The 26,200-nt window shown below is 64.0% G+C and carries 16 protein-coding genes; 7 read left to right on the top strand and 9 right to left on the bottom strand.

Annotated features, from left to right (window positions below):
* Positions 1-48: 48 nt before the first annotated feature.
* Positions 49-945, bottom strand: coding sequence for an NAD(P)H-hydrate dehydratase (locus HUK72_RS17240; protein WP_176598040.1), 897 nt, complete (start codon positions 943-945; stop codon positions 49-51).
* Positions 942-1,706, bottom strand: coding sequence for a histidine phosphatase family protein (locus HUK72_RS17235; RefSeq protein ID WP_176598039.1), 765 nt, complete (start codon positions 1,704-1,706; stop codon positions 942-944). Before HUK72_RS17235 ends, HUK72_RS17240 begins: the two co-directional genes overlap by 4 nt.
* A 135-nt stretch (positions 1,707-1,841) precedes the next feature.
* Between HUK72_RS17235 and HUK72_RS17230 the strand changes: the two genes are divergently transcribed.
* Positions 1,842-2,321: a pyridoxamine 5'-phosphate oxidase family protein gene (locus HUK72_RS17230; protein ID WP_176598038.1), complete on the top strand. Its 480-nt coding sequence runs from the start codon at positions 1,842-1,844 to the stop codon at positions 2,319-2,321.
* Positions 2,322-2,403: 82 nt separating this feature from the next.
* On the opposite strand, the gene HUK72_RS17225 is transcribed toward HUK72_RS17230, so the two are convergent.
* The 3 genes from HUK72_RS17225 to HUK72_RS17215 are packed head-to-tail and all read right to left on the bottom strand — an operon-like array spanning position 2,404 to position 7,876.
* Positions 2,404-3,387, bottom strand: coding sequence for an alpha/beta hydrolase (locus tag HUK72_RS17225; protein WP_176598037.1), 984 nt, complete (start codon positions 3,385-3,387; stop codon positions 2,404-2,406).
* A gap of 14 nt (positions 3,388-3,401) precedes the next feature.
* Positions 3,402-4,928: a carboxylesterase family protein gene (locus tag HUK72_RS17220; RefSeq protein WP_336950624.1), complete on the bottom strand. Its 1,527-nt coding sequence runs from the start codon at positions 4,926-4,928 to the stop codon at positions 3,402-3,404.
* A 56-nt stretch (positions 4,929-4,984) separates the two neighbouring features.
* Entirely contained in the window at positions 4,985-7,876 is a 2,892-nt protein-coding gene (locus HUK72_RS17215; RefSeq protein ID WP_176598036.1) for a TonB-dependent receptor domain-containing protein, read from the bottom strand.
* Between the two features lie 250 nt (positions 7,877-8,126).
* Between HUK72_RS17215 and HUK72_RS17210 the strand changes: the two genes are divergently transcribed.
* Positions 8,127-9,545: a M20/M25/M40 family metallo-hydrolase gene (locus tag HUK72_RS17210; protein WP_176598035.1), complete on the top strand. Its 1,419-nt coding sequence runs from the start codon at positions 8,127-8,129 to the stop codon at positions 9,543-9,545.
* A gap of 6 nt (positions 9,546-9,551) precedes the next feature.
* Here the strand turns inward: HUK72_RS17210 and HUK72_RS17205 are convergent, their stop codons facing one another.
* Positions 9,552-11,429: a gamma-glutamyltransferase family protein gene (locus HUK72_RS17205; RefSeq protein WP_176598034.1), complete on the bottom strand. Its 1,878-nt coding sequence runs from the start codon at positions 11,427-11,429 to the stop codon at positions 9,552-9,554.
* 69 nt (positions 11,430-11,498) lie between these two features.
* Positions 11,499-14,624 (bottom strand): TonB-dependent receptor domain-containing protein, encoded by a 3,126-nt coding sequence (locus tag HUK72_RS17200; RefSeq protein WP_255325842.1) that lies wholly within the window; start codon positions 14,622-14,624, stop codon positions 11,499-11,501.
* 454 nt (positions 14,625-15,078) lie between these two features.
* Between HUK72_RS17200 and HUK72_RS17195 the strand changes: the two genes are divergently transcribed.
* From HUK72_RS17195 to HUK72_RS17175, 5 genes are all read left to right on the top strand, one after another.
* The gene (locus HUK72_RS17195; protein WP_176598033.1) at positions 15,079-16,959 is read left to right on the top strand and encodes a gamma-glutamyltransferase family protein; all 1,881 of its coding nucleotides are present in this window, start codon (positions 15,079-15,081) and stop codon (positions 16,957-16,959) included.
* A gap of 12 nt (positions 16,960-16,971) precedes the next feature.
* Positions 16,972-19,920, top strand: a complete 2,949-nt coding sequence (locus HUK72_RS17190) for an amidohydrolase family protein (protein ID WP_176598032.1) — start codon at positions 16,972-16,974, stop codon at positions 19,918-19,920.
* A gap of 83 nt (positions 19,921-20,003) precedes the next feature.
* On the top strand, positions 20,004-20,507 hold the full coding sequence (locus tag HUK72_RS17185; RefSeq protein WP_176598031.1) for a RidA family protein: 504 nt from the start codon (positions 20,004-20,006) through the stop codon (positions 20,505-20,507).
* A gap of 30 nt (positions 20,508-20,537) precedes the next feature.
* The gene (locus HUK72_RS17180; RefSeq protein ID WP_176598030.1) at positions 20,538-22,124 is read left to right on the top strand and encodes a flavin monoamine oxidase family protein; all 1,587 of its coding nucleotides are present in this window, start codon (positions 20,538-20,540) and stop codon (positions 22,122-22,124) included.
* A 2-nt stretch (positions 22,125-22,126) separates the two neighbouring features.
* Positions 22,127-22,528, top strand: coding sequence for a cytochrome c (locus HUK72_RS17175; protein WP_255325841.1), 402 nt, complete (start codon positions 22,127-22,129; stop codon positions 22,526-22,528).
* A gap of 108 nt (positions 22,529-22,636) precedes the next feature.
* On the opposite strand, the gene HUK72_RS17170 is transcribed toward HUK72_RS17175, so the two are convergent.
* Both HUK72_RS17170 and HUK72_RS17165 read right to left on the bottom strand, forming a co-directional pair.
* The gene (locus tag HUK72_RS17170; protein WP_176598028.1) at positions 22,637-25,096 is read right to left on the bottom strand and encodes a TonB-dependent receptor; all 2,460 of its coding nucleotides are present in this window, start codon (positions 25,094-25,096) and stop codon (positions 22,637-22,639) included.
* Between the two features lie 423 nt (positions 25,097-25,519).
* Positions 25,520-26,122 carry a TetR/AcrR family transcriptional regulator gene (locus HUK72_RS17165; protein WP_176598027.1) on the bottom strand — a complete coding sequence of 201 codons (603 nt, stop codon included), beginning with the start codon at positions 26,120-26,122 and terminating at the stop codon, positions 25,520-25,522.
* Positions 26,123-26,200: the final 78 nt, after the last annotated feature.

Below are 26,200 nucleotides of genomic sequence, written 5' to 3'. Positions count from 1 at the left end.
GCCGGCCAGCGACTTCTTGCGCGCCGTGATGGAGGGTGGCGGCCCCTTTCAGCAAGGACGGGTCCAATTTCCGTCCAGCAGGCGGGGGATAATGGGGGCTAGCTCCCTGGCCAGGAAGCCGACTTTGCCGATCTCGTCCGATAGGAGCTGCCCGGCCTTGCCGTGCAGCCAGCATCCCCAGGCGGCGGCCAGCAGGGGTTCGGTCCCGCGCGCGAGCAGGCCGCCTATGACGCCCGCCAGCACGTCGCCGGAACCTGCCGTGGCAAGGCCCACGCATCCCCCGTCGAAGCGCAGCGCCTGTCCCAGCGGATCGGCCACGATGCTTTCCTGCCCCTTCAGCAGAATGACGGACCGGAAACGCCGGGCCATGTCGATGGCGACGCGTGCCGGATCGGCGGCGATCCCCGCCTCGTCCATCCCCGCCAATATCGCCATTTCGCCGCGATGGGGCGTCATGATCACGCGCCCGTCATGCGCCGCTATGACATTGGCCAGGCCGCGGGCGGAGGTGAGGGCCGCGGCGTCCAGCACTGTCCCAAGGCCGCTTCTGGGCGAGGCGAGCAGCCCGGCGACGAGCCGGTCGGTGCGATCGCTGACGCTCATCCCCGGTCCCAGGATCAGGGCGTCGCATCGCGCCACCTGCTCCTCCAGCATCTCCACCGCCTCCGCGGCGATCTCGCCATTGCGGTCGGACGGCAGCGCCAGCATCGCCGCTTCCGGCACGAGCACGCCCAGGGCGGTCGCGACCGAACCCACCGTCGCCAACTGGACCTTTCCCGCTCCCGCCCTCAGCGCCGCCTCCCCGGTCAGGCGCAGGGCGCCCGGCACGAATTCGGCCCCGCCGATCACCATCGCCCGGCCGCGCGCATTCTTGTCCGATCCATCCGCCACGGCGGGCAGCGGATGATCGCGCAGCCAGCTTTCGTCGATCCTTGGCCGGTTCATCCCCGCGCTCCTGCAATGGCGTCGGGCGCCTTGGTGACGGGCGTCTGGTCGTCTTCCATCGGCGCGGTGACATTGTAGCGCTGGAGCACCAGGCGTCCGTCCCGGCCGGCCTGGGAATCGAGCCGGTAATCGGTGACCGCGCAGTTCGCGACATCGCCCTGTCCGTCGATCGCCAATATGTCGGCCTCCGCCAGATTTTCCAATATGTAGCGCATGCAGAGGACCACGACCTGATGGCTGAAGATCATCACGCGGCGCCCCGCATAATGCAGAGAGATCGTGTCCATGACGGAACGCAGACGCAGGATCACGTCGCACCAGCTCTCCCCGCCTGGAGGACGGTGATAGAATTTGCCCAATATGTGCCGGAATTCCGCCTGTTGCGGGTAGAGGTTGCGGACGCCGCCGGTGGTGAGCCCGTCCAATATGCCGAACTCCTTCTCGCGAAGCCGCTCATCGAAGCAGATCGGCTCGTCCCCCGCCGAGCCGCCATGGTCCCGGAATGTCGCGGCCGTCTGGCAGGCCCGCAAATAGGGCGAAGACAGCAGTACTTCCGGGCGGTTTTCCTGCGGCTGGCGGGCGAACCAGCGGCCCAGCGAGGCGGCCTGTTCGCGACCCAGATCGCTCAACGGCACGTCGGCGTCGCGCACCGACAGGGCGATGCGGTCGGCCGCCGCTTCATGCGCCGCGTCCCTCGCGACATTGCCCGCGCTTTGGCCGTGGCGGGCGATGATCAATTGGGCTGGCCAGCGGATCGTCATCTCGAACATTCTCCTCCCATAGCCGTGAAGCAAGGGGGACAACGCCCGGACGGCGGATCGGCTTCATGCCATGATGCGGACGGACCCTTCCCGCCCGCCGTTCGTATAGTCGGTTCACCCTTTCAGGAGATGATCATGACCGACGCGCACAAGCTGAAGGAACATTTTTGGGACCGCATGTCGGACAGCCCGTTCATGATGCTGGGCCTTACGGGCAGCGGGCAGCATAGCGAGCCGCTCACCGTCCAGTTGGACAAAGATCAGGTGGACCGGCTGTGGTTCTTCGTCGGCAAGGACAATCGTCTTGCGGGCGGCGGCGCGGCGATGGGCCAGTTCATTTCCAAGGGGCATGATTTCTTCGCCTGCCTTGCGGGTAGCGTGCGCATCGACAATGATCCGGCGATGATCGACAAGCTGTGGTCGACCACGGTGGAGGCATGGTTTCCCGGCGGCAAGTCGGACCCCGATCTTGCCCTGTTGCGCTTCGACATTGACGAGGCGGAATTGTGGGAGGCGGACGTGTCGCTGACCGGCAAGCTCAAGATGCTGTTCGGCGGCAAGATCAGGCCAAGCGAGGAAGGCAGCCACGCCAGGGTCGAAACGACCGCCAAATGACGATTGCGCCGGGCGGTCCCCTGCGAAGATCGACGCGGAACGGCTTTTGGAGCAGGGGTCCGAGCGTCTGACTGATCCGGGATCAGCGCTTCGCGCCCAGCCTTTGTTCGAAGAACGTCAAGGTAGCGGCAAGCGCCCTGGCATTGGCCCGCGCCGTGTCCGCATCCGTTTTCCCGACAAAGCCATGGTCGACGTCCGCGATGTAGATCGCCTCGACAGGCACATGCGCGGCTTTCAGCGCGGCCTCGAACTCCCGCGTCTGCGAGACGGCGACGAGCGTATCGGCCAGGCCGTGGATCAGCAGCATCGGCGGGTCCGTGGCATCGACATAAGCGATGGGGCTGGCGAAGGCGAGGACATCCTGCGAACACCGGCCCTTGCAGCCGAGATAGGGGGCGGGCCCGGTCTGGCCGGGCGGCGTCGGCACGGTCGCGAAGTCGTGCACGCCATACCAGGACACGCCCGCCTGCACGCAATCGGACAAGGCGGCCGCGCCAGACGTCCCGGCGTCGGCAGGAGGATCGAGCTTGTCGACGCCGCAGCTTGTGGATGCCAGAGCGGAAAGCTGTCCCCCCGCCGATCCGCCGAATATGCCGACGCGGGCCGGATCGATGCCATAATCCTTGGCATGGAGCCGCAGGAAGCGGATGGCGCCTTTGACGTCCTGAATGGCGGCGGGGAAAGGGGCTTCGCCGTCGAGCCGATATTCCACCGACGCCACAACAAAGCCTCTGGCGGCGAATTGCGCCAGCACGGCGGGAAAGTCCTTGATCGGGCCGCCATGGCGTTTGGTGCCCGTGACCCAGGCGCCGCCATGGACATGGACGATCAGGGGCAGCGGACCCTTGCGGCTTTCAGGGCGGTAGAGGTCGAGCCGCAGGGGACGATAGTGGAGCGGCTGGCTGTAGATGATGTCGGCTGTGGCCGTGACGCCGCCGGGGAAACGGGTGATGGTCTCCGGCCAGGGTTCGGGGCGAAGGCGGCCGACCTCGAAATGGATCGGCGGCGGCGGTCCCGCGCCGATCAGCGCCAGCAGGGGAAGGATGCGGAGCCAGTTTTTCGGCATCGTCTTCCCTTCGTTCAGGGCAGTTGCTGGCCGGTGCGGTCGGCCCAGAGCTGCCACCAATAGGCGATCTGCCGCGCCCGGAAATCCGGAGCGACGGCGGTCTTGCCGTCGATCAGCAGCGGCCCGCGATGCGGCCCCTTATATTCGTGCCATTTCGGCAGGCGGGGACCATTGGGATTACCGGTCTGGATGAAATTCGCCCAATAATCCTGCATCATCGCCGCAAGCCGCGCATTTTCCGCGCCTTGCGACGCCTTGGCCGCGCCCAACGTATAGCCGAAATCGGCGCAATGCGGCGCACCCGCCGCCTTGCCGCGCTCGGCCGGGGAGACATAGGCGAAATGATAGGACCAGCTTGGCTGCCAGCGCGCCGCGAGACCCGCCGTCGCGGTCGCCGCCGAGGTGAAGATGAAATCGGTCTGCACCTGCCGCAGCAGTTCCGCCGGGGGCAGCTTGCCCTGCGGATCATAGGCCTTCCGTACCGCCGCCATGTCGATGCCGAAGCGGTCCTTCAGCACCTTTTCATCAAAGCCCATCAGGCCGAAAATGCTTGCCTCATTGCTGGTCGATCCGGCGATATAGGGGACGCGGGCGATATGACCTTTCGCGAAGGCGACGGCGGTTTCCTCCGTGATCATCGCGCCGTCGACCACCGCGCCGAAATTGGGCGGGCCGGGATCGGCGGCCATAACCGCCGCCGGATCGAGCTTGCGCAGCGCGGCGATGGCATCCTTGCCCTCGCCGGTCACGCCTGCACGGCTGGCGAAGGCGATGCCTTCCTGTTCCGCCTGTGCCTGCGGACGGGTCGCGTTGTTGATGCCACCGCCACTATGCGCGCTGGCGCGGGCGAAAAGGCCGCGTGCCTTGGGCGAAGCGACCAGCGCGTTGATGCTGGAACCACCGGCTGAGCATCCCATGATCGTCACCTTGTCGGGATCGCCGCCGAAGCGCGCGATGTTGTCGCGCACCCAGTTCAGCCCGGCGACCTGATCCATCAGCCAGTAATTGCCGGTCGGCACCCCCGGCTGTTCGGCGCGCAGGCCGGGATGGGAAAAGAAGCCGAGCCGCCCTAGCCGGTAATTGAGCGACACCACCAATATGCCGCGCTTGTTATAGGCCTTGGCGGCGTCGTCGAACAGTTCCGCGCCTGAGCCGACGAAGAAAGCGCCGCCATGGATCAGCACCAGAACCGGCATCCTGCCCTTGAGCGAAGGGGTGGCGACATTGATCGACAGGCAATCCTCGCTTTGCCGGGCGCTACGTTCATTGGGCGTTTCGGGCTGCGGGCAGATCGGGCCGAATTGCGAGGCGTCGAAGGGCTCGGTCCAGGGCGCGACCGGCCGCGGCGGGGTCCAGCGGTGATCGCCGCCGGTCGTCTGGGCGAAGGGAATGCCCTTGAAGACGCCGCCCGCGCCCTGCGCCACCCCGCGCACCGGGCCGGATGCGGTCATTACCACCGGCCGTTCCGGAGCCGCCGCAATCAGGCTGCCGCCGATGAGCGAAAGGGCGGCCATGCCCGCCAGAAATTGTGCTGCCTTCACCCTGCCTCTCCCGGAAAAAGGGCGGCGACCTGTTGGATCGCCGCCCGGCTTTCATATCAGAATTTGAACCGCACCCCGGCGGTGAACGCCCGTCCCACCGTGTCATAAGTGGAAATGATCGTCGGCAGGTTCACGCCCGGAATATCGGCGGCGATCAGCGGCGGATCGCGATCGAACAGATTGTTGATCGTGATGAAAGGCTCCAGACTGCCGCCCCAGCCCTCTATCTTCTGGCTGATGGTGAGGTCGGTGTACCAGACCGAAGGCGCCTTCGCCCCGGAATAATTATTGTTCGGTTCGCGCGAACCGACCTTCACCGGCCCGGTATATTGTTCCGAAACGAAGATGGTGAGGCCGCCGTCGCTCACATAATTGAGGTTCAGCGTGCCCCGCCATTTCGGCCGGGCGATCGGGCCGTTGTTGATGCCGTAACCCGCCGAGTCATAGGCGGCCACTGCCGCGCTCTGCTGAGTCACATATTTGTCGAGCCAGCTCACATAGGCGCGGGCGCTGAAATTGCCGTTGCCCAGCCGCGTCGTATAGCTGGCGTCAATGTCGACGCCCGCCGTTTCCAGCTTGGCGATATTGGCCGCCGCGACGCGGATCAGGCTGGGGAAGGCGGTCGGCGTTGGCCGTGTGATGAGCGCGCATTCGGGCGCCGCCGCGTTGGCGACGCAGTTCTGTACGATCTGCCCGGTGTTGAGCGTGCCGATCGCCCCTTCGATCTTCAGGTCGAAATAGTCCGCCGACAGGCTGAAGCCGGGCAGGAAGCTGGGCGTCAACACGAAGCCGAAGGTCTTGGTCTTCGCCTTTTCCGGTTCGAGCAGGCGGTTGCCGCCCGACACGGTGGAGACGTTGCCGGTCTGGCCCGATACCGGATCGGTCAGCAGGCCGATGCCGCTCTGGTCGCCCGCATAAAGGTCGAACAGGGTGGGCGCGCGGATGTCGCGGGAGATGGTGCCGCGCAGCAATATGTCCTGCACCGGCTTCCAGGTGAGGCCGACCTTCCACGTCTCGACCTGGCCGGAGGTGCTGTAGTCGGTGATGCGGCCCGCGCCGTTCAGTTCCAGCGAGTTGAGGAACGGCATGTCCTTGACGATCGGCAGGTTGATTTCGCCAAAGGCTTCCTTGACCGTCACGCTGCCCTGCGCCTGACCGACATTGGTCAGCCAGTAGAAGAGCGAGGTCGAGGATACGCCACGCAGGCCCGCGAAATATTCGCTGCGTTCGGCGGCGGTGTCGAGCAGCGAGGGGTCGCTGTTGCTGGTGAGGTCCAGCGACTGCTTGCGCCATTCGCCGCCGACCACGATGTCGACCGGCCCGCCCGGCAGGCTGAAGGGCGAACCCTGGAATTGCAATGCGGCGGCGTCATGCTTGATCCGCGCATCATAGGACATGGTGCCGGTCGCATAATCATAGCCCGGCTGGTTGGTATAGGCGTCGCCGGTCAGGAAGATGTTGAGCGGCTGGCATCCGGCGAAGCGCGCCCGGACGACGGGATCGGCGCTCAGAGTCGGGCGGCAGACGATATTGCCGTTGGTGTCGCGCACCGCGTCCAGCGCGGCATAGGCCTTTTGATAGTCGTACAGGCCATGCTGGTCGACGCTGTGCTTGGAATCGCCATGGGTATAGTTGACCGACCATTTCCAACTGTCGCCCAGATTGCCTTCAAGGCCGGCCGTCGCCATCCAGAAATCGGTGCGTTCGTTGGTGAACGGCTTCTTCGAGCTGTCGCCCGAATATTTGCCGATGTTGAACTGCTGGCCGGGCGTCAGCGCCGCTTCGATCTGCGCGGGGATGAAGGGGTTGCCCTGGAAGACCGGCGCATTTTGCGTGCCGACCCAGGCGTTGGACTGGCTGATATAATTGAGTTCGCTGCGGGTGAAATTGCCCTGCACGAAGAAATTGATGTCGTCGGTCACATCATAGCTGAAACGGCCGAAGGTCTGATAAGTGCGCAGCGGCGCGACGGCGTGAACGTCCGACGGGATAACGAAGCCGTCGCCGCCAATATTGAACGCGGCCGTGCCTGTCGTCGTGCCATTATTGAAGGGCCGGATCGTGCCGTCGCCGTTGATCTGATAATTTGCGAAGGGACCATCCAATATCTTGCCGTTGTCGCTGGCGAAGATCAGGTGGATATTGTCCTGAAGCACGCGAGGATTGGCGTTCGAGCCTGGGGCAGCCGCGCTGCCGGGAACGCTGCCGACATAGACGTAATTGGAATTGCCGCCCTTGCGGTCCGACCGCAGCATGCCGTCATTATTATAATATTCGCCCGACAGCAGCAGATGGCCGCGCCCGCCGAACAGGTCCATGCCGCCGGCCAGGCTGATGCGCTGATTGCCGTTGTCGCCACGCTGCGACACGCCGCCCTGGATGCTGCCGGTCAGACCGGTGAATTTGCGGTTGAGGACGAAATTGACCACGCCCGCCACCGCGTCCGACCCGTAGGCGGCGGATGCGCCCGCGGTCACGATGTCGACGCGCTGAAGCAAAGCGTTGGGAATGACATTGGTGTCGACCGTGCCGACATAGGTTGTCGGCGGCACGCGCATGCCGTCGAACAGGATCAGCGTGCGGTTGCCGCCCACGCCGCGCAGGTTGAGGACGTTGCCATGGCTCGCGCTGTTGGCGAAATTATGCGAGCTGCGCGAAGGGCTGGAGCTGTTCTGGAATTGCGGCAGCTTGTTGAGCGCGTCGGGGACGTTGGTCGGCGTCGCCTTCACCAGATCCTCGGTTGTGGCGACCGTCACGGGGGTGGGGGCGGTATAGCCGTCCCGGACGATGCGCGACCCGGTGACGATGATGTCGCCCGTGCTGGCCGGGCCTTCGCCCTGAGCCTCCGCACCGCCCGTCTGGGGAGCATCCTGGGCCATGGCCGGGGCGGTCAACGCCAGCAAACTCACGCTGATGCACATGGCGGAAGCGACGGGCAGCCTCATCATATCTCCTATCCTGATGGTGATTATTATTCAAATATATACGGTGATGCATATTTGGCTAGAGCGCTAAAAAGTGCATGTCAATGCATATTTAGAAATAGACGATATGGGCAGGCGGAAAAATCGGCGCTGTGGCAAAGATGCTTCGCTCGAAAGGCCGGAACCACTTATTTGCGCGAAGATATGCATCGCGGGCGTGGAAAGACGGTCGTTCTGCGTTTGACCATGTGGGTTTGATGACAGGGGAAATCAGATGAGCCGATCCGTGCTGATGCGTGCCGCCGCGATGATGGTGGTCATGACTTCCAACCTGGCTGCTTCCCCGTCCCATGCCGCGCCGCCGGACGAGGCGTCCTTCCGCGCCTTGCTGAAGGAGATGGTGGAGACCGACAGCAGCTTCGATACCGGCAATTGCACCGCCGTCACGGAAAAGGTCGCGGCGCGGATGAAGGCGGCGGGTTTCCCGGAGCAAAATCTGCATCTCTTCGTGCCGGAGGGGCACCCCAAGGCGGGCGCGCTGGTCGCCGTCTATCCGGGGCGCAACCCGAGGCTGAAGGCCGTGCTGATGCTGGGGCATATCGACGTGGTCAATGCCCGCCGCGCCGACTGGACCCGCGATCCCTATGCCTTCATCGAGGAGGACGGCTATTATTACGGCCGGGGCGTTGCTGACATGAAGGCGCAGGACGCCATCTGGATCGATACTCTGTTGCGCTTCCAGGCCGAGAAATACCGCCCTCTGCGCACCGTCAAGATGGCGCTGACCTGCGGGGAGGAGGGGCTTTACCTGAACGGCGCCAAATGGCTGGTGGACAATCAGAAGGAGCTGGTCGACGCGAGCATCGCGCTCAATGAAGGCGGCTATGGTGAGCTGGACGAGAAGGGCAACCGGATCGACCAGACATTCCAGGCCGCGCAGAAATTGGTGATGCAGTTCGCGCTGGAGGCGACCAATCCCGGCGGCCATTCGTCGCTGCCGCGCCCGGACAATGCGATCTACAGCCTGGCGCGGGCGCTGGACCGGCTGAGCCGCTATGATTTCCCGGTGCAGTTCATCGACGCCAATCGCGGCTATTTCACCAAAATGGCCAAGGTGGTCGGCGGCGCGGAAGGCGCGGCCATGACCGCGATCGTCGCCAATCCGGAGGACAAGGCGGCCAGCGATCTGCTCAACACATCGCCCAGCTATCATTCGATGCTTCGCACCACTTGCGTGGCGACCTTGCTGTCGGCTGGGCACGCCGCCAATGCACTGCCGCAGCGGGCCACGGCGACGGTCAATTGCCGGGTCATTCCGGGCGTCACCACGGATGAGATATTGGCGACGCTCACCAAGGTCGTCGACGATCCGGAGGTCAAGGTGACGGCATCGCGAGGCTATCGTCCGGCCAATCCCGCGCCGGTGACGGACAAGGTGCTGGGCCCGGCGATCAAGATGTCGGCGCTGGTCTGGCCCGGCGTGCCGGTGGTGCCGCATATGGCGACGGGCGCGACCGACGCGGTGACGATGAACGCGGCGGGCATCCCGACCTATGGGGTGAGTGGGCTGTTCCGCGATCCCGACGGCAATGGCGTCCATGGCCTGAACGAACGCATCCGCGTGCGGTCGGTGATGGAGGGGCGGAAATTCCTCTATGGGCTGGTCAAGGCCTATGCCGATCAGAAGGATTGAGATGCTTCAATAGCCCATAGCATAGCCCATGCGGCGGGGGTCGGCCCCGCCCATGCGCGCGCCCGACGGGTCGACCAATATGCCCTGCACGCTGCCTATGGCATAGGGGCCGACTTTCTCGATCTGGTGGCCCATGGCGGTCAGGCCTTGCAGCACCGGATCGGCAAAGCGCCCCTCCGCCTGCACGGTAATGGCCGCGCCGGGCTTGTAGAAATTCGGATCGGCATCCAGCGCGAAGCGGGGCGCTTCGATCGCCGCCTGGATCGGCATGCCGCGATCGACGACATTCACCAGAAACTGGAATTGCGTCTGGCCGATCGTCTCCCCGCCGGGCGATCCGAACACCAGGTGCAGGCGGCCCTTGTCGAGGACAATGGTGGGGCCGTTGCCGAGCAGCGCGACCTTGCCGGGAGCGACCTTGTTGGGATGGCCGTCATAGGGTGCGGTCGATCCCAGTCGCAGGCCGTTGTTGAAGAGGATGCCCGTATTGCCCATCACCAGGAAAGTGCCGAAGCCGCCGCCGACCGTGGTCGTGACGGCAATGGCGTTGCCGTCCGCGTCGACGGCGGGCAGGCTGGTGGTGTCGCCGCCGCGCGTGCGGTCTTCGCCCCGCGCCGCGAAACGCAGCCGGGCCTGTTCCAGCGCGGCATGATCGAAAGCCGCCGCATTGCCGCCCTCTGGATAAAGTCCTGCCCTGGCCGGATCGATCAGCCTGCGCCGCTCCGCCGCGAAGCGTTTGGAAAGCAGCCCCTCGACCGGCGTTTGCGCGAAACGGGGGTCCGCCGCATAGCGATAGACATCGGCCTTGGCGACCTTGATCGCCTCGATCAGCAAATGGGTGAATTGCGGCCCGTCGGCGGGCAGGGCGGCCAGGTCGAAGCCTTCGACCAGATTGAGCTGCTCGCACAGTTCAAGGCCGGTGCGGGAGGTCAGCGGGCTGCTATAGACGTCGAGGCCGCGATAGCTGGTGTTGACCGGATCGCTCCAGCGCGGCCGATAGGCTTTAAGGTCGTCGAGGCGCAGCCAGCCGCCGACCTCGGTGGAAAAGCGGGCGAATTCCTGTGCGATCGGGCCGGTGTAGAAATGGTCATAGGCGGCTTGCAGGGCGCTGTCGCGGTCAGCGCCGCCTTTCAGCGCCATGCTCTCGGCATCGGCCAGTGCCTGAAGGGTGCGGGCGAGGCCGGGATTGCGGAAGATGGAGCGGGGCGCGGGCGGCTGTCCGCCCGGCAGGAACAGGGCGGCGCTGGTGGGATAAAGCGCGAGCGTCTTTTGCGCTCGGGCGATGAACAGGGCGATGGAGGGGTCCAATGGATGGCCGTCGCGGGCATAGCCGATCGCCGGTTCCAGCAATGTGGCGAGCGGCAGCCTGCCGAACCGCCGGGCGAGCGCGATCCAGCCGCCGAAAGCGCCCGGCACGGTCAGCGCCTTGGGACCATGGTCGAGCAATTTGGGATCGACCTGCGGATCGAGCAGTCGGGGCGCGCCGCCAGTGAAGGCGAGCGAATGGACCTTCCCCGCCTTGCGGTCGAGGCAGGTCGCGAAGCCGTTGCCGCCCACGCTCGATGCCCAGGGTTCGACGACGTTCATCACCGCCATGGCGGCGACCACCGCATCGGCGGCGCTGCCGCCCTGCATCAGCATGCGCGTGCCCGCCATGGCGGCGAGCGGATGACCGGCGGTGACGCCGCCATGCGGCATCGGCACCTCGACGCGGTGCGCCGCGACGCTTGCGCCGCCCGAACGCGGCGCATCGGGAGCGCGGGCGCCCGATTGGGCGCGGGCTACGGAAGGAAGGCTGGCAAGCGTCAGCCCCGCAAGGCTGGCGGCGAGCAATTCGCGACGGTCGAGCGCTTCCGAGCGCTGGGGCTGATCGGGAGCGGTCATGGAGGAACTTTCAATCCTGGTAGAGCGAAAAAATGGAGCGCCCCAATCAGGGCGCCCCATATTGCGGCATCAGAAGGATTTCTTGATGCTGGTGTACCAATAGCGCGCCTGCGGCTGATAGAGGTTCGACAGATAGCCGCCCGATGACAATGGCGGGTCCTTGTCGAAGATATTGCGCGCACCGATCTGGAAGCTGGTGTTGTTGAGCGGCCCGCCATTTTTGAACGTATATTGGGCGTAGAGATTGACGGTAGTCTGACCCTTCACGATCCAGGGATTGGTCGCCGCGTCGCGCACCGCATTTTCATACACGCTGTCGATGAACTGGGTATAGGCGCCGATCTTCACCGGTCCCAAAGTCCAGTCCAGCGTCGCCGCGATGCGCCAGCGCGGCTGGCCGTCGCGACCGACGACATCGCCGCCGCCCTGGATCGGCACGCCCGCATTAACCAGGCCCGCCGAGCGGCCGTCGATCACCGCCGTCACCCCGGCCGGGGCGTCGACATAATAGCTGATCAGGCGCGATGCGTTGACGTTGAGCGAGAAGGTACCGATCGATGCGGTCGGCAGCAGATAGTCGAGGTTGAAGTCGATGCCCTGCACCGTAACCGGCAGCAGATTCTCGAAATTGGCGACGACATAGAGCAGCTCGCCCACCGGGGCGAGGCCGGTTCCCGCCACCAGCGCGACGTCATCCGCGGTCGGATCGCGGCGCACGACATTGGGGTTGCTACTGCCCTGCACGCGCCGCAGATAGTCGAGGTTGAGGCCGTTCTGATAGTCGAGCAGACCGACCACATTCTTCTGCTTGATCTTCCAGCGGTCGACGGTGAACGTCACCTTGCCCCAGCCATCGCCCAGTTGCGGGGAGAAGACCGCGCCGAAGCTCCAGCTCTGGGATTCCTCCGGCTTCAGGTTCGGATTGCCGCCGCTGCGCCGTAGGACGGAGATGCTGCGGTTGCACTGGGAGAAATTGGCGATGCGCCCGGCGCGCAGGTCCGCTTCGCACAGCACATAGTCGACGCCGGTATTCACGCGGTCCAGCGTGGAGGTGTTGATGACCTCCAGGTTCGGGGCGCGGAAACCCTGCGACCAGGAACCGCGCAGGCGCAGGCCCTGAAGCAGTTCCCAGCTTCCCGCGATCTTGGGCTTCGCCACCGATCCGACGTCGCTATAATCTTCGTAACGCCCGGCGATCTGGAAATCGAGGCTGCGGAAGAAGGGGATTTCCATGTCCGGGCTGAAGATCGGGATGGCGAGTTCGGCATAGGCCGACTTCACATTGCGCTTGCCGCGGACGTCGGGGCTGGGGCTGGCGCCGCCTAGGTCGGAGCCGTAGAAAATGCCCGTGACGGCGTCGGTATAGGTGGTGTCGACCCCCCTGATGCCGCCCTGATAGGTCGAACGATTGTCATGATAGGTTTCGCGGCGATATTCGATGCCTGCCGCGATGCCGATGCTGTTGTCCGCCCACAGGCCCAGCAGATGGGCGTTGGAAATCTTGAAATCCCACAGGGCCAGCGATGTGCGCGTCTTGCGGGTCGCCTTGATGCGGAAGCTGTCGATGGTCGCCGCATTGTTCGGCGTGCAATCCCCGATGGATGGCGCATCCACGCAGCCGCCGTTGAACGGATTATAGGCGTCGGGCGTGGTGCGGTTGATCGCGGCCTGCAGCAAAGTATTGGAGAAGTTTTCCTGCGTATCCGCGGCGGTCGCCCAGGTATAGAGACCGGCCGTATCCCAGTCCCAGTCCCCGATATTGCCCTTCAGGCCGCCCAGGAAGCGATATTGGTAATTGGTGACATCGACTTTGCGCGATCCGACGTCGACATAGCTCAAAGAGGTGATCTGGATCGGCAGGCCAGTGGCCGAAACCACGGCCGTGCTCAGGCCGGGCAGCCGATTGGGCGAGCCGACCGGACCGAGCGGGTTCCAATAGGCATTGGCGGCGACGGTGATCGGAATGTTCGCGAGCGAGCCGGGTGCGCCGATGATCGCTTCCGTCTTGCCGCGATAGAAACCCGCTTCGCCATAGATGGTCAACTCGTCGGTCAGGTCATAATGGGCGTTGGCGAACAGGTTGATGCGCTTGACCGAGGGCTGAGTGGTCAGCTCGTCGAATGTCGCCGGCGAATTGAAGCGCAGATTGGTATCGACGGTCGCCATTTCCGTCGCGCCGTTGCCGTCGTCATAGCAGGTTCCCGGCGTGCCCGAAGCGATCCGGCACCCGCTGTTGGCGCTGGGTTGAATGTGGAACTGGCTGGAACTGTTGGTGAAAGCGACGCCATTGCTGGTGATGGTGCGGTTCAGGAAAGTGCCGTTCGCAGCGGGGCTGAGCGCGCGGAACGTGCCCCATGGCGTGCTGGTGCTGGTGCCGTTGAACGCCGCGACATTGGCGAAGGGCGTGCCCACGACATAGCCGCGGCGGTCGACATTGGCGGTATAATCCTGATCGCTGAGATAGAGCTTGGATTTTTGCGCATAGCCCGCGAACAGCGTAATGTTGCCGCGTCCTTCGCTGAAATCCTTGCCGATCAGGCCGTTGACGGTGAATTCACGAAGATTGGTGCCTTCGGCCCCGCCATATTGCGCGTCGAATTTCGCGCCGTTGAAATCGGAATTGAGGACATTGTTGACGACGCCGGCGACTGCGTCCGAACCATAGAGGGCCGCCGCGCCGTCGCGCAGCACTTCCACGCGCGCGATATTGCCGACCGGGACGGTGTTGGCATTATAGCCGAAGGTTGGAACGCCGGAATCGATGACGCCGGTAATGGCCTGCGACGTCGGGTGGAGCACGGTGCGGCGGCCGTTGATCAGCAGCAGCGTGTTGCCCTGGCCCAGACCGCGCAGCGATACGGTGGAAACGTCGCCGCGCGCGGCATTGGCGTTGCCGCCGCCCAGCACCTGTTCGTTGAAGGTCACGCCGCCCAATTGCGGGATGGACCGGAAGAGATCGGCGCCGGAAACCGCGGCCACCGCCTCGATCTGCTGTTCGCCCACGACGCTGACGGGCAGGGTGCCGGTCGTGTTCGCGCCCCTGATCTGGGAGCCGATGACGACGATTTCGGCGCCCTTGTCAGCCTCGCTCTGCGGAGCGGTGTCGGCCGCTGTCTGCGCGTGGAGGGCGCCTGCCGTCAAAGCCCAAAGGCTGGCTCCCGCCAGCGTCGAAATACTGTTTCTTCTCACCCTCATCTTGCTGTTCCCCTGTGATGAAGCCCTGTCGTCGATCCCTCCGGCGAAAGGGCTTTGCGCGGTTCAGCTATCGGGCAGGTGCGCGCCGATGAATCCGGTGCACGACAGGCTATTATTCTTGGAAAACGGGAATTTGCCCAGACTGTGCATTCGCGGATCCCCCGATAACTGGAGTTCCGGCACCATCCCCCGCATGGGCTTTTTGCTTCCAGCCCCACGCTGGCAGCATGCATTGACGGACGAAGCGCCCACTTCCGCGCCCGTTCAACATAGTAGAACTGATGAGATCATAATTTCCGCCATGCTGGGATGAATATTTTTTAAATTCCGTGAAATTTTCTGAAGCATAGTGGAAATAGGGACCGACCTCGTTACAGGGAGGAAGACCGGCAAGGCAGGCGCGTCCTTTCCCTCGGATAGCTCCGACTATGCCGATTAAGGGGGATCTTCATTCATGAGCGAGAGCGCAAAGCAGGGATTGAGCCGTCGCGACTTCGCGGCATTGGCTGTTGGGGGCGCCGTTCTGGCCCAGGCCGGGGCGCCTGCTTCGGCGCAAGAGGCGGCCTCCACGGCCAAGGCGCCGCTGGAACCGACCCGGCTGGTCAGCGCCGGCGAAACGCTGCGGCCGGAGATTGTCGGCAATTTCGGCATCGTCGCCGCCGGGCGCCATTATGCGGTGGCGGCGGGGACGCGCATATTGATGGCGGGTGGAAACGCCACGGACGCAGGCGTCGCGGCGGTGTTCGCGGCGGCCGTGACGGAGATTTCGCATTTCGGCTTTGGCGGCGAAGCGCCGACCATCATCTATGACGCGAAGGCAAAGAAGGTCTCACTGGTGAACGGGCAGGGCGTCGCGCCCATGCTCGCCACGCCGGACAAGTTCGCCAAGGCGGGCGTCATTCCCGGCAATGGCCCCAATGGCGGCACGGTGCCCGCCATGGTCGACGCCATGGCGCTGGCGTTGCAGCTCAATGGCACGATGACGCTGGATCAGGTGCTGCAACCCGCCATCGAGCTGGCCGACGGTTTCGTCATGTATAATTTCCTGGCCGAAGTCTTCGTCAGCCAGAAGAAAGCGACGTCCAAGTGGAAGGATGCCTATGACACCTATTATCCGGGTGGGGCATTGCCGAAAGTGGGCGAAATCTTCCGCCAGCCCAATCTGGCGAGGACTATCCGCACCATCGCGGAAGCGGACCGGGCCGCCTATAAGAAGACGAAGAACCGCAAGGCCGCGATCCAGGCGGGGCGTGATGCCTTCTACAAGGGCGACATCGCCCGGCGGATCGGCGCGGCGATGGAGCGCGACGGCGGCCTGATGCGCTATGAAGACCTCGCCGCCTATAAGGGCAAGGTCGAAACCCCGACGATGACCAGCGTCTTTGGTTATGAAGTCTACAAGGGCGGCTTCTGGAGCCAGGGCCCGGCCATGCTGATGGCGCTCAACATCGCGGAGGCTGCGGGCATCGCGTCGATGGAGCCGGGGTCCGCCCCCTATCTCCACATCGTCGCGGAATCGATCAAGCTCGCCTTCGACGACCGCAACGCCTTTTTCGGAGACCCGGATTTCGCGACCGTGCCGATGCAGGGCCTGCTGTCCAAGGCCTATGCCGCCGAGCGGGCGAAGCAGATCGGGCCGAAAGCATCGATGGAGCATCGCTATGGCGATCCGTGGGCGTTCGAAGGCAAGGCGCGCACCACGCCCGCCTTCACTCCCCATATGCTGAAGGCCCCGCCGCGCCCGACCGCCGACACCACCGCCATCGAAGTGGTCGACAAGGACGGCAATCTGTTCAGCGCCACGCCCAGTTCGGGCTGGCTGCTGGGCGGCGCCTATATTGCGGGCGATACCGGCGTGCCGATGAGCAACCGGCTCACCGTCTTCGATCTCGATCCGGAAAGCCCCAATGTGCTGGTGCCGGGCAAGCGGCCGCGCACGACGCTCTCCCCCTCCATGGTGCTGAAGGACGGTGCGCCTTATCTGGCCATCGGCACGCCCGGCGGCGACAATCAGGACCAGCAGATCATGAACGTGCTGCTGCGCGTGCTGGCCTTCGACCAGCCGCTCCAGGCCGCGATCGAGGCGCCACGCATCAACAGCAACCATTTCCACGCCTCCTTCGCGATCAAGAAGGATGAGCCGGGCGTGCTGGAGATCGAAAATCGCGTGCCGCAGGCGGTGCGCGACGATCTGGCCGCGCGCGGGCACAAGCTCGACGTGCTGGGGCCTTTCGCCGTCTCCACCGGCATCGTCGCTGCGGGCGTCGTGCCCGGCAGCGGCACCCTGCGCGGCGGGGCGGATGTGCGCCGCGAACGCTATGTCTTTGGTTGGTAAGAGGGCGCGTACATGAAGTCTCCGCTGAAGCTGTTTTCCATCGCCCTGCTGTCGGCCTGCGCCGTGCAGGCCTATGCCCAGCCCGCCAATCTGCCCCCGCCGGGTGGGGAAAAGCCCGTCACCTTCGACGTGCATGAGGGCACCTCCATGGCCGTGTCCGTCTCCCCCGACGGCAAATGGCTGGCGGTGGACCTTCAGGGAAGCCTCTGGATCATCCCGGCCAAGGGCGGACAGGCGAAGCGCATCACCGACTATTTCAACGATGCGCGCCAGCCGGTCTGGTCGCCCGACGGGTCGCGGCTCGCCTATTTCGCCTATCGCGACGGCGGCTATGACCTCTGGACGATCAAACCGGACGGTAGCGACATGCGCAAGCTGACGGAAGGCGCGTGGGATGATCGCGAACCGGCCTGGTCGCCGGACGGCAAGACCATCGCCTTTTCCTCCGACCGCAGCGGCAATTACGACATCTGGACGCTGGATGTGGCCAGCGGGGCGGTGAAGCAGATCAGCAGCAATGGGCGCGAGGACCGGATACCGAACTGGTCGCCCGACGGCGCAAGGATCGCCTATGCCGGGATAGAGGGCAGCAAGACGGCGCTCTATGCGGTCACTTTGGCCGATGGGCAGGAAAGCCTGCTCAAGCAGGTCGAGGGGAAGGTCGACGCGCCCTCCTTCGGCCCCGGCGGCGAACTGGCCTATGTGGTGCAGAACGCCAAGGGCAGTCATCTGGAACTGGACGGAAAGGCCGTCAGCGGAACCGAAAATGTCTTTCCCTTCCGCATAAGCTGGGGGAAGGGCGGCTATTATTATGTCTCGGACGGCAAGATCAGGCGGCGTAGCGGCGGACGCCTCTCCACCGTCGATTTTGCCGCCACGCTGGAGGTGGTGAAGCCCAGCTATGCGCGGGCGAAACGCGACTGGGATTCCACCGCGCCCCGCAAGGCGTTGGGCATCGTCCATCCTGCCATCTCGCCCGACGGCAGTCGCATCGCCTTCGTGGCGCTGGGCGATCTCTACCTCCTATCCTCCAAGGGCGGGATGCCCGAAAATCTGACCAAGGACGCCGCGCTGGATGCCGATCCCGCATGGTCGCCTGACGGGCAAAGCATCGTCTACACCTCCGACAAGGGCGGCGGTCTGCCGCAACTCTGGATACGCGACCTCAAGAGCGGCAAGGACCGCAAGCTCACCAATATCGACACCCAGCCTTTGGGCGCCGCCTGGTCGCATGACGGCGGCCGCATCGCCTTCCTCGATGTCGACGGGCGCTGGGGCGTCGCGGGCGTCTGCGTCGTGGATGTGGCCAGCGGGAAGGTGACGCGGCTTCAGGCCTCGCTCGGCCAGCCGGGCAGCCCCACCTGGTCGGCGGATGGCAAATATGTCGCCATCGCGCTGTCCTATAAATATTCGAACAGCTTCCGTGAGGGCACCAACCAGATTTATGTGATCCCCGCCGATGGCAAGGGCGAGCCCTTCTGGCAGATCCCGCAGCCCAATGCCGGAACCGACACGCGGGGCGGCGGCGGTCCCGCTTGGTCGCCGGACGGCACGAAGATGGCGGCGATCTATGAAGGCCTGCTGAAGATTTGGCCCGTCGCCGCCGACGGCAAGCCGATGGGGCCGCCGCGCAGCTATACCTCCGAAATCTCCTATTTCCCGACTTGGACCGCGGATAGCCGCACCATCCTCTATCAATCTTCCGACAAGCTGAAGGCCATCGATACCGAAACCGGCGTGATCCGGGAGGTTCCGGTCAACCTTACCTACCGCCTCGCCAATCCCACCGGGCGGACGGTGATTCATGTCAGCAATCTGGTCGACTCCGTCCATGACGAGACCCAGCATGACAAGGACATCGTGATCGAGGGCAACCGGATAGCCGCGATCCGCGATCATGATCCGGCGCTGCATCAGGCGGAGCATTTTGTCGACGGCACCGGCCTGACCGCCATTCCCGGCCTGATCGAGCATCATGCCCATCTGCAAAAGGATTTCGGCTCCAATCTGGAGCGCGCATGGCTGGCCTATGGCATCACCACCGTGCGCGATCCCGGCAATCAGGTCTATGACGCGATAGAGGACCGGGAGGCGGCCGAAGCGGGCGTGCGCATCAGTCCGCGCCTCTATGTCAACGGTCCACTGTTTGAATGGCAGCGCGTCTATTACAAGATGGGCGTCGCCGTCTCCGGCCCGGCCCATCTGGAGCGGGAACTCGAGCGTGCCCGCATCCTGAAATATGACATATTGAAAAGCTATGTCCGCATGCCCGACATCTACCAGCGCCGCATCGTGGAGGCCGCGCACCAGATGGGCGTGCCGGTCACGGGCCATGAAATCTTCCCCGCCGCCTATTCGGGCGTTGACGCGACCGAGCATCTGGGCGCGACCAGCCGCCGCGGCTATTCGCCCAAGCAGGGTCCGATGGGCATGGCCTATGAGGATGTCATCCAGCTTTTCGGCAGGAGCGGCCGGACCTTGACGCCCACCAATTTCGGCGCGCTCGTCAGCTATCTGGAGAAGAATCCGTCCTATCGCGACGATCCGCGCCTGAACCTCTATCCGGTCTGGGCGCGCAAGACGGTGACGGAAAGCGACCCGATGGCGGCCATGCTGCGGCCGATGATGGCGGGAAGCCTGACAAGCCTGAAGAAGATGTTCGACGCGGGTACGCTGGTCACGGCGGGCACCGACACGATGATCGCGACCAACCTGCATGCGGAGCTTGCCTCCTATGTCGATGCGGGGCTGACGCCCTTCCAGGCCTTGCAGACGGCGACGGTCAATTCCGCCAAGTCGCTCAATCTGGATGCGGGGACATTGGAGGCTGGCAAGCTGGCGGACATTACCCTGCTGGCGGGCGATCCGCGTGAGAATATCGCGAACACTTTCAACGTGAGGAAGGTGATCGCCAATGGGAAATATTATGACGTCGGAGAACTTATTTCCGGCGGGCAATAGATCGCAACATAAGCATGGCGGATTTTCCTCCCCGCCTCGTTCTCCCGGATACAGACATCAGCAATATGGGATTGGGGGCGTTCATGGCAAATCCGTCGGCGTTCAGGCTTTCTCTTGTCGGCATCATGGCCGCCGCTTCCTTGTCATCGACGGCCCATGCCGCGCCGGTCGAGCATAAACAGACCCCCGGCGCGATGATCGCCAGCGCCGCCGTGGTTCCGCCCGGCAGCACGCTCTATTTCCTGTCCGGCGCGACAGGGGCGCCCATCGATGCCAAGGACATGGAAAGCCCGAACGCCTTTGGCGATACCGAGGCGCAGGCCTTGTCGATCTTCACCAAGATGAAAGCGCAGCTTGCGGAAATGGGTCTCACCATGGGCGATGTCGTCAAGCTGACCGTCTTCCTGGTGGGAGACCCCAAGCTGGGCGGGAAGATGGACCGCGACGGCATGACCCGGGCCTACAAGAAATATTTCGGCACGGCGGAGCAGCCCAATCTGCCGACGCGGTCGGCCTTCCAGATTGCGGGTCTCGCCCGGCCGCAACAGTTGATCGAGATCGAGGCGATCGCGGCCAAGGGCAACTGAACCTTCCGCCGCCGCGCACAGGGGGTATTTATGGAGAATAGCACGCAGCCGAGCCGCCGCCAGCTCCTGGGCCTGATCGGCAAGGTGGGCGGCACGGCGGCCATGTACCAGGCGATGACCGCGCTGGGCCACGCCGCCGAAACCCAGTTCGACGGACCGCCCGTCCTCTCCGGCGCGAAGCCGGGCGCGTCGGTCGTCGTGCTGGGCGCGGGCCTTGCCGGTATGGTCGCCGCCTATGAATTGGAAAAGGCCGGTTATCAGGTCAAGCTATTGGAGTTCCAGGACCGTCCCGGCGGCCGCAACTATACGCTGCGCGGCGGCGATAGCTTCACCGAAAGCGACGGCACCGTGCAGAAGGTGCAGTTCGCGCCGGGCAATTACATCAATCCCGGCCCCTGGCGCATCCCGCATCACCATAATTGCCTGCTGCATTATTGCCGGCAGTTCGGCGTGGCGCTGGAGCCCTTCATCCAGCTCAATCACAATGGCTTCATCCATTCGAGCGAAGCCTTTGGCGGCACGCCGCAGCGCTACAAGGCGGTGGCGACCGACTTTCGGGGCCACACGTCGGAACTGCTGGCGAAGGCCGCGAACGCCAAGGCGCTGGACGGCAGCGTGAGCGCGGAGGACAAGGAGAAGCTGCTGGAGGCGCTCCGCCACTGGGGCGTGCTCGACGGCAATATGGCCTATACCAGCAGCGTCGCCGTCTCCGCCCAGCGCGGCTATGACCGCCCGCCCGGCGGTGGCGTCGGCGGCGCGCCCACGCCTTCCCAGATCGCGAAGCTGGGCGACGTGCTCGACCCGCAGGTCTGGACGGCGATGAGCTTCTATTTCAACTATGTGATGCAGACGACGATGTTCCAGCCGGTGGGCGGCATGGACATGATCGGCAAGGCCTTCGCTGCGAAAGTCGGCAAGCTGATAACCTATAATGCAAAGGTTATGAAAGTCGCCCAGAACGGCAAGGGCGTGACCGTCAGCTACAAGGACGTGCCGAGCGGCAAGATGAGCAGCGTCAGCGCCGACTGGTGCGTGTGCACCATCCCGCTGTCGATCATCAGCCAGGTCGAGATGCAGGTGGGCCCGAAGCTGGCGGCGGCGATGAAGGCGGTGCCCTATGCGGGCCAGCTCAAAATGGGGCTGGAGTTCAAGCGCCGCTTCTGGGAGGAGGACGATAATATCTATGGCGGCCACAGCTTCACCGACCAGCCGATTGCGCAGCTATCCTATCCCAATGACCGCTTCTTCGCGCCGGGACCGGCGGTGCTGCTGGGCGCCTTCGCGCGCGATGCGGGGGCCTTCGAACTGACCGGCATGACCCCGCAGGAGCGGATCGAGGCCGCGCTGGCGCAGGGCGAGATCTTCCATCCCCAATATCGCAAGGAGTTTCTGAACGGCGTGTCGGTGCCGTGGAGCCGCGTGCCCTGGATATTGGGCTGCACCTCGCGCTGGAGCGAGGAGAACCGGACGGCGCATTACCAGAATCTGGTCGCTATCGACGGACGCGTGGTGCTGGCGGGCGAGCATGCCAGCTATTATGGTGGCTGGATGGAAGGATCGCTGCTCTCCGGCCTCGACGCTATCGCCCGCATCCACCAGCGGACGCAGGCGGCATGACGATGCGACGGGCCCTGATCCTGATCCCGCCGCTCCTGGCCCTTCTGGCCGCGCCGGGCCACGCCGACACGCCTGGCGGCGTGCAGGCGAAGAACAAGGCCGTCGACGGGGAGAAGATCTACAAGCAGATTTGCGCCGCCTGCCACATGCCCAACGCCATGGGCAGCGGCGGCGGCGCCATTCCGGCTTTGGCGAAGGACAAGAAGCTGGCCGATCCCGCCTATCCGATCACGATCGTGATGAAGGGCAAGGGCGCGATGCCGCCGATGAGCGACATGCTCTCGCCCGCGCAGGTGGCGGCGGTCATTACCTATGTGCGGACCCATTTCGGCAACGCCTATCCCCAGCCCGTCACGGAAGCGGACGTCAAGCGCATCGCCAAGCCGGTCCGAAGCGCGGAGTGAGGGAAGACGCCGCCCTTTCCCGCTACATGGCGCAGGAAAGGGGACGGCGCCGATCAACTCTGCCTATGGTCGATCGGCGCCGGGCGGAGGATCCTCTTGCGAGGCGTTCTACATCCTCCAGCCGAAAGTCACGCCATAGGTGGCGGGTTGCCCGGCATAGCGGACGATCGTGTCGAAATCGCGCGAGATGGAAGGCGTGTAATAGGTGTTGAAGATGTTGCGCCCCCAGGCCGTCAGGGTCCAGCCGCCGCTTTCGGATTTGATGCCCGCCCGCAGGTCGATCAGCGTATAAGGCCGAAGCGAGAAGACGGGATCATTGTAGCTGGTGGTGGCGGAGGGGGAGATGTCGACCGGCTTGCCCGGGTCCGCCGGGATCAGGCTGGCCTGCGACCGGCCCTGATAGGTAAGCGCGCCGCCGACGAAGGCGCCGAGTTGCGAAGAGAGCTTCCAATCATATTGCATGTCGGCGGTGGCGGAATATTTGGGCGTGACCGGGAAGCTGCTGCCAGTGACCGGCACCGAGGCATCGGGATCATGTTGCCGGGCTGGCGGCACCGTGAAGTCGGTTCCGTCCGGATTTTTGAGAATCCTGGAGTTGAGATAAGTCGCGCTGCCGTTGATGGACAGGCCGTCGAACGGATTGGCCTGCGCTTCCAGTTCCAGACCCCATAGGCGCGACCGCGGGATATTCACCAGCTTCTGAAGCTGGCCCAGGATCGTCGTCACATTGGCATGGGCCTGCTGATCGCTATAATCGTAATAGAAGGCGGAACCGTTGATCTGGAAGCGCCTGCCGATCGGCGCCTTGACGCCGACTTCATAGGCGAGCAGCTTTTCCTGCGTGGCGGGGGTGAGCTGGCTCGACACGAAACCCGGCAGCAAGGAATAGGAGCCCGACTTGTAGCCTTGGCTCACATTCGCATAGATAAGGGTCTTGTTCTGGAACGGCTTCCAGTTGATCCCGGCGCGCCAGGACAGATTATGTTCCTTGAGCGTGTCGCGATAATAGCCGGTCGTGAGATATTCGGACGAAGACACGCCGGGGTGATCGAGCAGCAGGATGCACTGGCCGGGAACGGTCGTGCGCGGCACGCCGAGCGCTTCCTGAAGATTCCCCACGACCCCCGCGAGATCGCCCTGTCCTTCATCCCCGGTGCAGCTCTTGAAGGCGGTCCGGCTTTCCGTATAGCGGACGCCGCCCAGGATGGTGAGGCTGTCGGTCAGCGCGAATTCGCCATTCGCGAAGGCGGCCAGGGTCCGGATGCGGGAATTGGCCTCGGTACGGCCGAAGATGAAGGCGCCGAGACCCGGAAGCTGGAAGCCGCCCGCATCCGCATTCTGCTGGAAGTGAATATCATCCTGGATGATCGAGTGCTGGAAATTCCCGCCGACGGACCAGTTCAGCTTGCTGTCCAACGCCTTTCCGCCGAGCCGAAGTTCCTGATTGAAGTCATATATATGCCCGATCAGACGGCCACCCTGGTTTTCGGCGGCAACACCGTCGCCATCCTGAAGGCTGTTGCGCTTGAACTGGGCATATTCGGTGATCGACGTCAGCGTGACTTGCGACGACAGGTCGAGATCGATCCGAAGCGCCGGCTGGAAGAAATAATCGTTCCTCCGCAGCAGGCCGGTATCATTCCAGTCCGCGATGCGCGGATTGGTGGGTTGCAGCTTCTGGAGATTGCGGGAGATGTCGAGGAGGGGATTGACGTACTGGCCGTTGGTCGAGGGGAAGTCGTCAATCGCCTGCGGCGCGGTGGTGTCGCCATGGTCGGTCCATCCACTCAAGGTGAACGCAATGCGCAGCGCCTCGCTCGGCTGCGCGTCCAGGCTTAGCCGCGCGCGGGAAAATCGCTGGTTGCCCAGACGATCGTCGGGGCGGGTGGCGCTGACCTGCCACGCGCCGCCCTGGGACGTCGCGACCGCAAGGCGGGCCTGTACTTTATCGGTGATGGGGCCGCTGACGAAACCGTCGCCTTCGAACAGGCCGAAGCGGGAATAGCTCGCGCTCGCGCCGGCGCTGAACGTCTTGGTCGGCCGGGCGGCGATGTAATTGACCAGGCCGCCGGTGGAGTTCTGGCCGAAGATCGTTCCTTGCGGACCCTTCAGCACCTCTACGCGCGCCAAGTCCAGCGTCGCGCCGCGCGCCATGATCGGATAGGCCAGCGGAACCTGATCCACATACATGCTGACGGTGGGCGATGCGGCCAGGCTCGAATTCTGGGAACCGATGCCGCGCAGCGTATAGTTCGGGATGTCGAACTCCTGCTTCGTCACGGTAAAGCTGGGGATGACGCGGATGAGATCTTCGGGCCTCTGCACGCCGCGAACGGCCAGACTGTCGGGCTTCAAGGCCGTAATCGACATGCCAACGTCGTTCAGGCTCTGCTCGCGCTTTTGAGCGGTGACGATGATGTCACCAATGCCGGCCGCAGTCGTTCCAGAGGAATCCTGCACCTCGGGTGAAGTTGATGTCGAAGATGTCGAACCCGACTGCGCATAGAGCGCACTCGGCGCCCAAGCGAGAATAAGCGCGGCCAATCCGACGCCAGCTTTTAAAGACATGCGCGATGCATCATGAACTTGCACGTTCATTTACCCCTCTCCAATATTATATGTTTCCAGTGCGCTTGTCTTCGTCACCTTTTCAGGTGGATACCCGCTGACAGTCGCAACATGGTTCAGAGCGGACTCGAAAAATCGGTGACTACCGTTCGCTCTCATCCTCTCATTCGCACAGCCGTGATATTTCGTCAAGGAAATTCGATAATGATCGTTATGATCGAAAATAAGCGGCGATTTACAGACCTGATAATCCCTTGATGGAGGCCATGACGGCTCCGCGGCGTGGTTGGATAGGGCTGTCGAACAGACGAGAGGGAGAAGACTCGGCGGAGTCGCCAAGCGCCGGGCATGGACATTCGTACACGGCCCACCCAGCGCGCCCATCGCCGCCTTAATGGCGGCGGATCGCGAAAATCACGCTTGTTACGCCGCGGAGGGCAGGGGGTTGGCGGGCCAGGAGGCAAGCGCCTGCTCGGCAACCATCTCAAGCATTGCGCGGTTCAATCCCGCCTTGGCCTGCACCGCCAATCCCTGGTTGATGGCCATGACGAACGCGGCGAGCACATCGGATCGCGCCGATTGGGGGAGATCGCCATCGGCCTTCGCCTGGTCGAACCGCTCGCGAAGCCGCTCCTGACCGGCCTTCCGGAACTCCACCAGCGCCTGACGCACAGGTTCGGCGTCATCCGATCCCGCCAAGGCGCCGTTGATGCCCAGGCATCCCATGCGATCGGGATAGCGCGTGTTCAGCTCTATGGCCTTGTACAGCATGTGCGCCGCGACACCGCGCGCCGTCGGCTGCGCCAGCGCCTCAGGGATATAGTCCAGATATAATTCGTCATAACGGGCCAGCGCCTTCAGGAACAGCGCCTCCTTGTTGCCGAAGGCCGAGTAAAGGGCGGGGCGCTCGACCCCAGCCGCCTTGACCAGATCGGCGTAGCTCGCGCCCTCATACCCCTTGCGCCAGAAGACGCAGAGCGCGGCGTCGAGAACCTTCTCGACGTCGAACTCGCGATGGCGGCCCATCAGGACAATTCCGTCATTTTCATAATGATCGTTATATGACGCTTGACACGGCTTGTCCAGATTCCATATTACCCGTTA

The organism is Sphingobium sp. 15-1 (assembly GCF_013375535.1).
GTDB classification, from domain to species: domain Bacteria; phylum Pseudomonadota; class Alphaproteobacteria; order Sphingomonadales; family Sphingomonadaceae; genus Sphingobium; species Sphingobium aromaticivastans.
This window is presented reverse-complemented; position numbering and strand designations above follow the sequence as displayed.

Excerpts from the sequence above, each read along its gene's own strand:
- HUK72_RS17240 (WP_176598040.1), bottom strand. The coding sequence starts at position 945 with ATGAACCGGCCAAGGATCGACGAAAGCTGGCTGCGCGATCATCCGCTG.
- HUK72_RS17235 (WP_176598039.1), bottom strand. The coding sequence starts at position 1,706 with ATGACGATCCGCTGGCCAGCCCAATTGATCATCGCCCGCCACGGCCAA.
- HUK72_RS17230 (WP_176598038.1), top strand. The coding sequence starts at position 1,842 with ATGACCGACGCGCACAAGCTGAAGGAACATTTTTGGGACCGCATGTCG.
- HUK72_RS17225 (WP_176598037.1), bottom strand. The coding sequence starts at position 3,387 with ATGCCGAAAAACTGGCTCCGCATCCTTCCCCTGCTGGCGCTGATCGGC.
- HUK72_RS17215 (WP_176598036.1), bottom strand. The coding sequence starts at position 7,876 with ATGATGAGGCTGCCCGTCGCTTCCGCCATGTGCATCAGCGTGAGTTTG.
- HUK72_RS17210 (WP_176598035.1), top strand. The coding sequence starts at position 8,127 with ATGAGCCGATCCGTGCTGATGCGTGCCGCCGCGATGATGGTGGTCATG.
- HUK72_RS17205 (WP_176598034.1), bottom strand. The coding sequence starts at position 11,429 with ATGACCGCTCCCGATCAGCCCCAGCGCTCGGAAGCGCTCGACCGTCGC.
- HUK72_RS17200 (WP_255325842.1), bottom strand. The coding sequence starts at position 14,624 with ATGAGGGTGAGAAGAAACAGTATTTCGACGCTGGCGGGAGCCAGCCTT.
- HUK72_RS17195 (WP_176598033.1), top strand. The coding sequence starts at position 15,079 with ATGAGCGAGAGCGCAAAGCAGGGATTGAGCCGTCGCGACTTCGCGGCA.
- HUK72_RS17190 (WP_176598032.1), top strand. The coding sequence starts at position 16,972 with ATGAAGTCTCCGCTGAAGCTGTTTTCCATCGCCCTGCTGTCGGCCTGC.
- HUK72_RS17185 (WP_176598031.1), top strand. The coding sequence starts at position 20,004 with ATGGCAAATCCGTCGGCGTTCAGGCTTTCTCTTGTCGGCATCATGGCC.
- HUK72_RS17180 (WP_176598030.1), top strand. The coding sequence starts at position 20,538 with ATGGAGAATAGCACGCAGCCGAGCCGCCGCCAGCTCCTGGGCCTGATC.
- HUK72_RS17175 (WP_255325841.1), top strand. The coding sequence starts at position 22,127 with ATGCGACGGGCCCTGATCCTGATCCCGCCGCTCCTGGCCCTTCTGGCC.
- HUK72_RS17170 (WP_176598028.1), bottom strand. The coding sequence starts at position 25,096 with ATGTCTTTAAAAGCTGGCGTCGGATTGGCCGCGCTTATTCTCGCTTGG.
- HUK72_RS17165 (WP_176598027.1), bottom strand. The coding sequence starts at position 26,122 with ATGGGCCGCCATCGCGAGTTCGACGTCGAGAAGGTTCTCGACGCCGCG.